Source organism: Citrobacter sp. Cpo032, assembly GCF_030332975.1.
In the GTDB taxonomy this organism is placed as follows: domain Bacteria; phylum Pseudomonadota; class Gammaproteobacteria; order Enterobacterales; family Enterobacteriaceae; genus Citrobacter; species Citrobacter portucalensis.
In genome coordinates this window covers 128,785-139,656 of record NZ_JAOWGU010000051.1, presented here as the reverse complement: position 1 = coordinate 139,656, position 10,872 = coordinate 128,785, and the positions used below count along the sequence as shown (strand labels likewise).

8 protein-coding genes are annotated in these 10,872 nt (G+C 49.3%); 7 read left to right on the top strand and 1 reads right to left on the bottom strand.

The window, feature by feature from the left end:
* The 4 genes from OGY33_RS24515 to mtlR all read left to right on the top strand — a co-directional run.
* Positions 1–65 (top strand): IS1 family transposase (locus OGY33_RS24515; RefSeq protein ID WP_072190463.1); only part of this gene is annotated, 65 nt, incomplete at its 5' end.
* A gap of 539 nt (positions 66–604) precedes the next feature.
* Positions 605–2,521: a PTS mannitol transporter subunit IICBA gene (gene mtlA, locus OGY33_RS22085; protein WP_003827337.1), complete on the top strand. Its 1,917-nt coding sequence runs from the start codon at positions 605–607 to the stop codon at positions 2,519–2,521.
* Positions 2,522–2,741: 220 nt separating this feature from the next.
* Complete coding sequence (mtlD, locus tag OGY33_RS22080) at positions 2,742–3,890, top strand: mannitol-1-phosphate 5-dehydrogenase (RefSeq protein WP_048215313.1); 1,149 nt, start codon at positions 2,742–2,744, stop codon at positions 3,888–3,890.
* Entirely contained in the window at positions 3,890–4,477 is a 588-nt protein-coding gene (gene mtlR / locus OGY33_RS22075) for a mannitol operon repressor MtlR (RefSeq protein WP_003024179.1), read from the top strand. Before mtlD ends, mtlR begins: the two co-directional genes overlap by 1 nt.
* A gap of 12 nt (positions 4,478–4,489) precedes the next feature.
* Here the strand turns inward: mtlR and OGY33_RS22070 are convergent, their stop codons facing one another.
* Complete coding sequence (locus OGY33_RS22070; protein WP_032945348.1) at positions 4,490–4,696, bottom strand: hypothetical protein; 207 nt, start codon at positions 4,694–4,696, stop codon at positions 4,490–4,492.
* A gap of 292 nt (positions 4,697–4,988) precedes the next feature.
* Here OGY33_RS22070 and OGY33_RS22065 point away from each other — a divergent pair, with 292 nt between their 5' ends.
* From OGY33_RS22065 to sadA, 3 genes are all read left to right on the top strand, one after another.
* Positions 4,989–5,351 (top strand): YibL family ribosome-associated protein, encoded by a 363-nt coding sequence (locus OGY33_RS22065; protein WP_008786458.1) that lies wholly within the window; start codon positions 4,989–4,991, stop codon positions 5,349–5,351.
* A gap of 488 nt (positions 5,352–5,839) precedes the next feature.
* Positions 5,840–6,481, top strand: coding sequence for a SadB/YajI family lipoprotein (locus tag OGY33_RS22060; protein WP_048215312.1), 642 nt, complete (start codon positions 5,840–5,842; stop codon positions 6,479–6,481).
* Positions 6,482–6,524: 43 nt separating this feature from the next.
* Positions 6,525–10,589, top strand: coding sequence for a trimeric autotransporter adhesin SadA (sadA, locus tag OGY33_RS22055; RefSeq protein ID WP_286572330.1), 4,065 nt, complete (start codon positions 6,525–6,527; stop codon positions 10,587–10,589).
* Positions 10,590–10,872: the final 283 nt, after the last annotated feature.

The window sequence follows — 10,872 nt, the reverse complement described above, 5'->3', positions numbered from 1 at the left end:
CAAAATCGGTGGAGCTGCATGACAAAGTCATCGGGCATTATCTGACCATAAAACACTATCAATAAGTTGGAGTCATTACCTCGAATTCACGCTAATTAGAGTTTTTTTATGCCGGCAGCCGTATGCACCCTGGCTGATGTTTTGAACATAACTGGAGTTAAGGGTTTTTGCCATACCACAAAATAAATATTTTTTCTGGTGAGAAATTGCTTTGTTTTGCAATAAAAAATGTCGGGGGTAGAACCTGCCGCAGATCACATCTGATAAATTTCAGATGAAAATACTTTGCGATTCACATCACAAAAATCCAACAAACAAGGAAAGCAAAAATGTGAATCACTTCACATTTAATCCTCATTTTCAGCGAAATATTGCGCTGCGATGTTTTTTTGTACCGGTATTTTGTGATGAAAATCACATTAACCAACGCCATACACCCTATATTTACGTGACGAATGTCACATAAAAGGCCGTCGACTGGACAGTTGAACGATTCAGTGCCAGATTTCGCAGTATCTACAGGGTCCGGCTACCTCCTGCCGCTACATTAACAAACCTCGGGCTTTCAGCCTGCGTGATAGCAAACATAAGAAGGGGTGTTTTTATGTCATCCGATATTAAGATCAAGGTGCAAAGCTTTGGTCGATTCCTCAGCAACATGGTGATGCCAAATATCGGCGCGTTTATCGCGTGGGGTATTATCACCGCATTATTCATTCCGACAGGGTGGTTGCCGAACGAAACGCTGGCGAAGCTGGTCGGCCCGATGATCACCTATCTGCTGCCGCTACTGATCGGTTATACCGGTGGTAAACTGGTTGGCGGCGAGCGTGGCGGCGTAGTCGGTGCAATCACCACCATGGGCGTTATCGTCGGTGCGGACATGCCAATGTTCCTCGGCGCGATGATTGCAGGTCCACTGGGCGGCTGGGCGATCAAACACTTCGACAACTGGGTAGACGGTAAGATCAAATCCGGTTTTGAGATGCTGGTGAATAACTTCTCCGCTGGCATCATCGGTATGATCCTCGCCATTCTGGCATTCCTCGGCATTGGTCCATTGGTTGAAGCACTGTCCAAAATTCTGGCGGCAGGCGTTAACTTCATGGTTGTCCATGACATGCTGCCACTGGCATCGATTTTCGTTGAACCGGCGAAAATCCTGTTCCTCAACAACGCCATTAACCACGGTATTTTCTCACCGCTGGGTATTCAGCAGTCCCATGAGATGGGTAAATCCATCTTCTTCCTGATTGAAGCTAACCCAGGTCCGGGTATGGGCGTGCTGCTGGCGTACATGTTCTTCGGTCGCGGCAGCGCTAAGCAGTCTGCAGGCGGCGCGGCTATCATCCACTTCCTGGGTGGTATCCACGAAATTTACTTCCCGTACGTGCTGATGAACCCGCGCCTGATCCTGGCCGTTATTCTCGGCGGTATGACTGGCGTATTTACCCTGACTATCCTGAACGGCGGTCTGGTTTCTCCGGCGTCTCCGGGTTCTATCCTGGCCGTGCTGGCAATGACACCTAAGGGAGCTTACTTCGCTAACATCGCTGCTATCTGTGCGGCTATGGCAGTCTCCTTTGTGGTCTCAGCCATTCTGCTGAAAACCAGTAAAGTGAAAGAAGATGATGACATTGATGCCGCAACCCGTCGTATGCACGACATGAAAGCGGAATCCAAAGGCGCATCTCCGCTGGCGGCTGGCGATGTAACCAACGACCTGAGCCATGTTCGTAAAATCATCGTTGCCTGCGATGCCGGTATGGGTTCCAGCGCCATGGGTGCGGGCGTACTGCGTAAGAAAGTGCAGGATGCAGGGCTGTCTCAGATTTCCGTCACTAACAGCGCGATTAACAATCTGCCGCCGGATGTGGATCTGGTCATTACCCACCGTGACCTGACCGAACGCGCGATGCGCCAGGTGCCTCAGGCACAGCACATTTCGCTGACCAACTTCCTCGACAGCGGTCTGTACTCCAACCTGACCGAACGTCTGGTCGCTGCGCAGCGCCACAACGTGAACGAGGAGAAAGTTCGCGACCACCTGAAAGACAGCTTTGAAGAGGGTGATACCCACCTGTTCAAACTGGGTGCGGAGAACATCTTCCTTGGCCGTAAAGCGGCTAACAAAGAAGAAGCGATTCGCTTTGCTGGTGAGCAACTGGTGAAAGGTGGCTACGTTGAGCCAGAATACGTTGAGGCGATGCTGGACCGCGAAAAACTGACCCCGACTTACCTGGGTGAGTCCATCGCAGTACCGCACGGTACAGTTGAAGCCAAAGACCGCGTGCTGAAAACCGGTGTGGTGTTCTGCCAGTACCCGGAAGGCGTTCGCTTCGGTGAAGAAGAAGACGATATTGCCCGTCTGGTTATTGGTATCGCAGCGCGTAACAACGAGCACATCCAGGTGATTACCAGCCTGACTAACGCTCTGGATGATGAATCCGTGATCGAACGTCTGGCCCATACCACCAGCGTGGATGAAGTTCTGGAACTGCTGGCAGGTAAAAAAGCTTAACAGTTAAGTATCCCCAAAATAGTTCGAGCTGCAGGAGGGCGGCAACGCAGTGAATCCCCAGGAGCGTACATAAGTACGTGACTGGGGTGAGCGAGGAGAGCCAACGCATCTGCAGTTCGAAATATGAAGGCGATATCCTCTCCCTTGTGGAGAGGGTTAGGTTGAGGGAAAAGCCTCACCCCAGCCCTCTTGGGTAAAAACATTAATGAAGGTTAATACTATGAAAGCATTACATTTTGGCGCAGGTAATATCGGTCGTGGCTTTATCGGCAAACTGCTGGCGGACGCGGGGATACAGCTGACGTTCGCGGATGTAAATCAGGTCGTGCTCGATGCCCTGAATGCCCGTCATAGCTATCAGGTTCATGTCGTGGGTGAAAACGAGCAGATTGATACCGTCTCTGGCGTCAACGCCGTGAGCAGCATCGGCGATGATGTTGTTGAACTGATTGCCCACGTAGATTTAGTCACTACCGCCGTCGGTCCGGTTGTGCTTGAGCGTATCGCTCCGGCCATCGCCAAAGGGCTGGTTAAACGCAAGGCGCAGGGCATCGCTACTCCGCTAAATATCATCGCTTGTGAAAACATGGTGCGCGGAACGACCCAGTTGAAAGGCCATGTAATGAACGCGTTAGCAGATGAAGATAAAGCCTGGGTTGAAGAACATGTTGGCTTTGTCGATTCTGCCGTGGACCGCATTGTTCCGCCTTCGGCTTCAGCAACCAACGATCCGCTGGAAGTTACCGTCGAAACCTTCAGTGAGTGGATTGTCGACAAAACACAGTTCAAAGGTGAACTGCCAAACATCCCAGGAATGGAATTAACTGATAACCTGATGGCATTTGTCGAACGTAAACTCTTCACGCTGAACACCGGGCATGCTATAACCGCGTACCTCGGAAAATTGACCGGTCATCAAACCATCCGTGACGCGATTCTCGACGAGAAAATCCGCGCAGTGGTAAAAGGTGCGATGGAAGAGAGCGGCGCGGTACTGATCAAACGTTATGGCTTTGATGCAGCAAAACATGCGGCATACATTCAGAAAATCCTCGGTCGTTTTGAAAACCCGTATCTGAAAGATGACGTTGAGCGCGTGGGTCGTCAGCCGCTGCGTAAACTTAGCGCTGGCGACCGCCTGATTAAACCGCTGCTGGGTACGCTGGAGTATGGTTTGCCGCATGCGAATCTGGTTACCGGTATTGCGGCAGCGATGCACTATCGCAGCGAAGAAGATCCGCAGGCACAGGAACTGGCCGCGCTGATTGGCGAAAAAGGTCCACAGGCCGCGCTGGCGCAAGTTTCCGGGCTGGATGCCAATAGTGATGTCGTGCTTGAGGCTGTTAACGCGTATAACGCAAAGAAATGATGCAGGACCTGGCGCAGGATATCCTGCGCCTGAATAATAGATTGTCAGATATGCAGGCAATAATGGAACAAACGCAGGCCTTTGAAAATCGTGTGCTTGAGCGTCTGAATGCTGGCAAAACCGTACGCAGCTTCCTCATCACCGCCGTAGAACTGCTCACCGAGGCGGTGAATATCCTTGTGCTTCAGGTATTTCGCAAAGACGACTATGCGGTGAAATACGCCGTAGAACCGCTGCTCGACGGCGATGGTCCGTTGGGCGATCTTTCTGTTCGTCTGAAGTTAATCTACGGCCTGGGCGTACTCAGTCGCCCGGAGTATGAAGATGCTGAGCTGCTGATGGCGCTGCGGGAGGAGCTGAATCACGACGGCAACGAATACGCATTCACCGACGACGAAATTCTTGGACCGTTTGGTGAACTTCACTGCGTGACGGCACTCCCGCCGCCACCCCAGTTTGATACCTCAGACTCTGGTTTGCATGCCATGCAGATCCAGCGTTACCAGCAGATGGTTCGATCCACCATGGTCCTTTCCCTGACCGAGCTGATTTCTAAAATCAGCTTAAAAAAAGCCTTTCAAAAATAAGACGATGTTTGCTTATTTCTCTTCCTGCTGCGGTCGATACAGTTGCCGATAGTACGCCAGACGTTGCAGATACAGCTGCGCGTTTTCCTGCGGTATTTCTGAAGGGACAACGTTGCGCGGCGGTGTTTTATTCAAATATTCGCGAAAAGCCTGGCTTGAAGCCATAAAATCGACAGTTTTATCAATCAGGATTGAAACGTTCTCACCTATTTTCGCCATAATCTTCCCTCCTCCATGTATTAACCGCGCTCAGCCTGTGCGGTTGATCATTTAAGTTTAGGATCAGTTGAGTGTTTATATTGAGGAAAACGTGCTTCACCACGAACACTCCAAAAAAAAGCACCACGGCCGATCTTATCGCTTAAAATTCCTTGTTAATCAATGCAGTAACATTATCATTAGCTAATTAATACTTACGGTATTTGATTATTTATCTTCGAGCAGTTGTGAATAATCCCGCTCTGCGCGCATACTATAGGGCATTCATCCTATTTTTATCAGAAGCTATCCTATGAAAGAAGTCGAAAAAAACGAAATTAAACGCCTAAGCGATCGTCTGGACGCTATTCGTCACCAGCAGGCAGACCTGTCCCTGGTTGAAGCCGCCGACAAATACGCCGAGCTGGAAAAAGAGAAAGAAACTCTGGAAGCCGAGATCGCACGCCTGCGTGAAGTTCACGGCCAGAAGCTGAGCAAAGAAGCGCAAAAGCTGACAAAACTTCCGTTCCGTCGGGCCATCACCAAAAAAGAGCAGGCTGACATGGGCAAACTGAAGAAAAGCGTGCGCGGCCTGATCGTCGTCCACCCGATGACCGAGCTTGGCCGTGAAATGGGTCTGAAAGAGATGACTGGCTTCGCGAAGAGCGAGTTCTAAACACTCCCGCATCACAGGCTCTCAAGACACCCGCCGTACGACGGGTGTCTTGAGAGCATCGGGCTATATTCTGAATTTTTTCTTGGAAATATTTACACCGCTTATATACAAGTTCATTTTTAACGGCAATTCCTGCTTTTCAGGAAAAAAACTCCACCATCATGTCCGTTTATATTTATACAATGAATTTTTTCATCCTCTTTTCTCATGACCCGCAGAATATAATTGACCCACAAAATTAAATAACATTATCATCCATAAAACAATGCCTCTATACATAAATATTATGATTATATTTTTATAAGGCATTGCTATGGGTAATTAATAAAGAACGTCGGGTACTTGCACAATTCCATAGAAACAATGAATATTTTCATTATAACCATACATTAATGGGTTATTGGCAATGCCCGCAGAATGGTGAGTTAGCTGTATAAATAACAGGTTAGCTATTTACACCATATAAATTATAAATAAGGATATTTTATATGAACAATAATGGAAAATTTGTTCCCCTGCTTGTTTTAGGATTCACATTCTTGTTATCAGGTTGTGATTACTTTGCAGATAAACACCTTGTCGAAGAACTAAAAAAACAGCAAAAAGAACAAGAAGCAAAGATAGACCTATTAGAAAAACAACAAACTACACTTATCCAGGCGACCCAAAAGGTCGCTGAAGTCGTTGGCCGCATTGAACGCAAACAACGACTATTCGACTACACAGAACTGGACCCATCACAAACGCACTATTTTATTATTAACAACGGCAATATTGGATTAGCCGGGCGTATTTTATCTATTGAGCCAATAGATGATGGAAGTGTTATTCATCTTGATTTGGTTAACTTACTCAGCGTTCCCGTATCAAACCTGGCGTTTAATATGACGTGGGGTACGAAAAAACCTTCCGAGGCAAAAGATCTGCCTCGCTGGCGACAACTTCTGCTCAACACGAAAATGGATTCGACAATCGAACTCTTACCGGGAGCATGGACAAATGTCACGCTGACATTAAAAGGCGTATCGCCCAATAATCTTAAGTATCTAAAAATAGGCATCAACATGAAGAATGTTATTTTCGAAAGCATACAACCTATTAAAGATACAAAAAAGAAGCAAAAAAAATAATAGCCATTGATACAACTATTTTAGAAAAGGAAAGCACTTATCCATGAACAAAATATTTAAAGTCCTCTGGAATGCCGCTACAGGAACATTTATTGTCACCAGCGAAACCGCAAAAAGCCGCGGCAAAAAAAGCGGCCGCAGAAAGCTGGCGGTTTCCGCACTCATCAGCCTTAGCGGTATTATGATCTCAGCGGATGCGCTGGCCAACACAGGGAACGATACTGGCAGCGGTGTTACTGTATCCGGTACAACGGGAACAGGGTGGATTGCAATTGGTACCGCTGCCACAGCCAATACTTACACCAACGAAGATGGCGCAAGCGCCGCAATGGGTTATAACGCCTCTGCGATGGGGAAATGGAGTACCGCCATTGGTTCATACAGCCAATCCTCCGGCGACTCTTCGCTAGCGCTTGGCGTAAAATCGGTTTCTGCTGGTGACCGGGCCATTGCAATGGGAGCCTCTTCCTCGGCCAGTGGAAGTTATTCGATGGCAATGGGTGTTTATGCCGATTCGAGCGGTGCAAAATCGGTTGCATTAGGTAATAAAGCCACTGCGAGCGGAATAACTTCCGTTGCACTAGGTAATCAATCCACTGCGAGCGGCGACGACAGCGCTGCATTTGGTAATGGTGCAAAAGCGATAGGCACCAACTCAGTTGCCCTTGGCACTGGCTCTACCGCCCTGGAAGACAATTCCGTCGCCGTGGGTAACAGCACCACTCAACGGCAGATCACCTATGTTGCTAAAGGCGACATCAATTCCAGCAGTACCGATGCCGTCACAGGTGCGCAAATTTATTCTTTAAGTCAATCTGTCGCCGATCGACTCGGCGGAGGGGCTTCTGTTAATTCTGATGGTACGGTGAATGCCCCTCTCTACGAGGTGGGCACTGGCATCTACAATAACGTAGGCAGTGCATTAAGCGCACTTAACACTTCTATCACTAACACAGATGCCTCTGTCGCAGGATTAGCCGAAGACGCGCTGTTATGGGATGACAGCACTAGCGCCTTTAGCGCTAAGCACAACGGAAGCGCCAGCAAGATCACCAATCTGGCGGCGGGCACCCTGGCCGCGGACAGCACCGATGCCGTTAACGGCTCCCAGTTGTTTGATACAAATGAGAAAGTGGATCAGAACACTGCTGATATCATCGCCAACACCGACAGCATCAACCAAAACACTGCCGATATTACCGCCAATACCGACAGCATTAACCAGAACACAACCGATATCGCCGCTAATACGACCAGCATTAACCAGAACACCACTGATATCGCCACCAATACCACCAATATCAATAACCTGAGCGACTCTGTTACCACGCTCACCGATGATGCCCTGCTGTGGGATGCTGACTCTGGTGCATTCAGCGCTAACCACTCGGGAAGCGCCAGTAAGATCACCAATCTGGCGGCAGGCACCCTGGCCGCGGACAGCACCGATGCCGTTAACGGCTCCCAGTTGTTTGCCACCAACGAAAATGTGTCTCAGAACACCACTGATATCGCCACCAACACCACCAATATCAACAACCTGAGCGACTCAGTTACCACGCTCACCGATGATGCCCTGCTGTGGGATGCTGACTCTGGTGCATTCAGCGCTAAGCACGCGGGAAGCGCCAGCAAAATCATTAATGTCGCCGCCGGGGACCTTTCTGAAGACAGTACAGACGCGGTGAACGGCTCACAGCTGTATGAAACCAACCAGAAGGTAGATCAAAACACATCAGATATTGCAGATATCAATACGACGATCACCAATCTTGGTACCGATTCACTGAGCTGGGATGAAGCAGCGAATTCGTTCTCCGCCAGCCACGGAAGTAGTACGGCAAACAAAATCACCAATGTCGCCGCCGGGGAGCTTTCTGAGAGCAGCACCGACGCGGTTAACGGTTCGCAGCTGTTCGAAACCAATGAAAAAGTGGATCAGAATACGACCGATATTGCCGCCAATACCACCAACATATCTCAGAACAGCACCGCAATTGATAACCTGAATACTTCTGTCACTGACATTAATACCTCCATTACCGGCCTCACTGATAATGCTCTGTTATGGGACGAAGACATCGGAGCTTTCAGCGCAAACCACGGTGGAAGTACCAGTAAAATCACCAATGTCGCCGCCGGGGAGCTTTCTGAGGACAGTACCGACGCGGTAAACGGCTCACAGTTGTATGAAACCAACCAGAAGGTAGATCAAAACACCTCTGCTATCGCGGATATCAATACGTCCATCACCAACCTTGGTACCGATGCACTGAGCTGGGATGACGAAGAGGGTGCGTTCAGCGCCAGCCACGGTACCAGCGGTACCAATAAGATAACCAATGTAGCAGCAGGTGAAATCGCCAGTGACAGTACTGACGCCGTTAATGGCTCTCAGCTCTATGAAACTAACATGCTGATTTCTCAGTACAACGAATCTATTAGCCAAATAACCGGCGATACCAGCGAAACCTATATCACGGAAAATGGTACCGGCGTGAAATACATCCGCACGAATGATAGCGGGCTTGAAGGCCAGGATGCATACGCAACGGGTGACGGCGCAACAGCAGTGGGTTACAACGCCGTTGCATCCGGTGCTTCGAGCCTGGCTCTTGGAGAGAACAGCAGCAGCAGCATTGAGGGCAGCATCGCCTTGGGCAGTGGCTCCAGCTCTAACCGCGCTATTACAACCGGTATACAAGCAACGAGTGTAACAAGCGATGGCGTCGTCATTGGTTACGATACAACAGACAGAGAGTTGCTGGGCGCGTTGTCATTGGGGACGGATGGAGAAAGCTATCGTCAAATTACCAACGTTGCGGACGGCTCTGAAGCGCAAGATGCAGTAACAGTTCGTCAGTTACAAAATGCCATTGGTGCGGTCGCCACTACACCGACCAAGTACTACCACGCAAACTCAACGGAAGAAGATTCACTGGCTGTCGGGACTGACTCACTGGCAATGGGTGCGAAAACCATCGTCAATGCTGATGCAGGTATTGGTATTGGTCTGAATACACTGGTGATGGCTGATGCCATCAACGGTATTGCTATCGGTTCTAACGCACGCGCCAACCATGCAAACAGTATTGCAATGGGTAATGGTTCTCAGACCACTCGCGGCGCACAGACTGACTACACCGCCTACAACATGGACGCACCGCAGAACTCTGTCGGTGAGTTCTCTGTCGGCAGTGAAGACGGTCAACGTCAGATCACTAACGTCGCGGCGGGTTCGGCAGACACCGATGCCGTAAACGTTGGTCAATTGAAAGTCACCGACAGCCACGTTGCCGCAAATACCGAAAGCATCAATAACCTGAACACGCAGGTGAGTAGTCTTGATACCCGCGTCACCAATATCGAAAACTCTGTCGGCGATATTGTCACTACCGGGAGCACCAAGTACTTCAAGACCAACACCGATGGCGTAGATGCAAATGCCCAAGGTACGGACAGCGTCGCGATAGGTTCCGGATCTATTGCGGCTGCTGAAAACAGCGTGGCGTTAGGTACAAATTCAGTCGCAGATGAAGCGAATACGGTGTCTGTCGGTTCCTCGACTCAACAACGTCGTATTACCAATGTTGCCGCAGGGGTGAACAACACTGACGCGGTTAATGTGGCGCAACTGAAAGCCTCAGAAGCAGGTTCCGTTCGTTATGAAACCAATACCGATGGCTCGGTTAACTACAGTGTGCTCAACCTGGGAGACGGGAGTGGCGGTACCACTCGGATCGGCAATGTTTCAGCGGCGGTGAACGATACGGATGCGGTGAACTATGCGCAATTGAAACGCAGCGTAGAAGAAGCAAACACCTATACCGATCAAAAAATGGGTGAAATGAACAGTAAAATCAAAGGAGTAGAAAACAAGATGAGCGGCGGCATTGCCTCAGCAATGGCCATGGCTGGTCTTCCACAAGCTTACGCACCGGGAGCCAACATGACCTCGATTGCTGGGGGTACGTTTAATGGTGAAAGTGCCGTCGCCATTGGTGTCTCCATGGTAAGTGAAAGCGGGGGCTGGGTGTATAAATTGCAAGGAACCAGCAACAGCCAGGGCGATTACTCTGCAGCCATTGGTGCTGGCTTCCAGTGGTAATGAAGTAACAATACTCCCGACATCAAAGGCAATGGCATCATGCCATTGCCTTTTCACTTCTCTTTGTTGCCCTCACCCCTCAATTGGCCCTACCAATTTTAGCCAGATCATACCAACACCTCACATTTCATTAAAATGTGAGTACAATACCGTTGCCAATAAATAACATTTGATTAACCATTCATTGTCATTACCCCTACACAACAATATTGGCAGGGCCACTTTTACACATAGTGTGACGAAGATTTGAGCAAAGACTCATTCCATTATGTCGGCGGCCCCC

Bases quoted from the DNA above. Each gene is read 5' to 3' on its own strand.
- mtlR (WP_003024179.1), top strand. From the start codon at position 3,890: ATGCAGGACCTGGCGCAGGATATCCTGCGCCTGAATAATAGATTGTCA.
- OGY33_RS22065 (WP_008786458.1), top strand. From the start codon at position 4,989: ATGAAAGAAGTCGAAAAAAACGAAATTAAACGCCTAAGCGATCGTCTG.
- mtlD (WP_048215313.1), top strand. From the start codon at position 2,742: ATGAAAGCATTACATTTTGGCGCAGGTAATATCGGTCGTGGCTTTATC.
- mtlA (WP_003827337.1), top strand. From the start codon at position 605: ATGTCATCCGATATTAAGATCAAGGTGCAAAGCTTTGGTCGATTCCTC.
- OGY33_RS22070 (WP_032945348.1), bottom strand. From the start codon at position 4,696: ATGGCGAAAATAGGTGAGAACGTTTCAATCCTGATTGATAAAACTGTC.
- sadA (WP_286572330.1), top strand. From the start codon at position 6,525: ATGAACAAAATATTTAAAGTCCTCTGGAATGCCGCTACAGGAACATTT.
- OGY33_RS22060 (WP_048215312.1), top strand. From the start codon at position 5,840: ATGAACAATAATGGAAAATTTGTTCCCCTGCTTGTTTTAGGATTCACA.